Origin of the sequence: Candidatus Accumulibacter vicinus (assembly GCF_000584955.1) — a bacterium.
GTDB classification, from domain to species: Bacteria; Pseudomonadota; Gammaproteobacteria; order Burkholderiales; family Rhodocyclaceae; genus Accumulibacter; species Accumulibacter vicinus.
The window spans coordinates 1-301 of record NZ_JDSS02000022.1 but is presented as its reverse complement, the minus strand read 5'-3'; the positions used below and the strand labels follow the sequence as shown (position 1 = coordinate 301).

General features: G+C 54.8%; 1 protein-coding gene. It reads left to right on the top strand.

What is annotated here, in order from left to right; genetic code table 11:
- Window positions 1–187: hypothetical protein (locus CAPSK01_RS22625; protein WP_273703476.1), on the top strand; the 187-nt coding region annotated here is incomplete at its 5' end.
- Between the last annotated feature and the right edge of the window lie 114 nt (window positions 188–301).

Genomic DNA, 301 nt, shown 5'->3' with positions numbered 1-301 from the left:
AAATGCTGCCAGCAAAGCTGGTGGCGATGGCCGCCAGCAGGGCAGCGGCGGTAAATGCGCTAGGCTTGTTCATCTGATTGGTCTTTCATGGAGAATGGAGATTGGCGAGAAAGGAACTTCGGCCTGCGACCCCGGTGCTTTGACCGGAACTGCAAACACGGACGCCATTCTATGGCGACATCCTTAACGCAATCTTAGCGTGACAGAGAGGACGTTGAAGATGAACGCGCCCCTGGCCTGCCAAGGCCATGAGGAAAACGCGATGTGCAACTTTTTGACGAGTCGCCATGACTACTGAGTT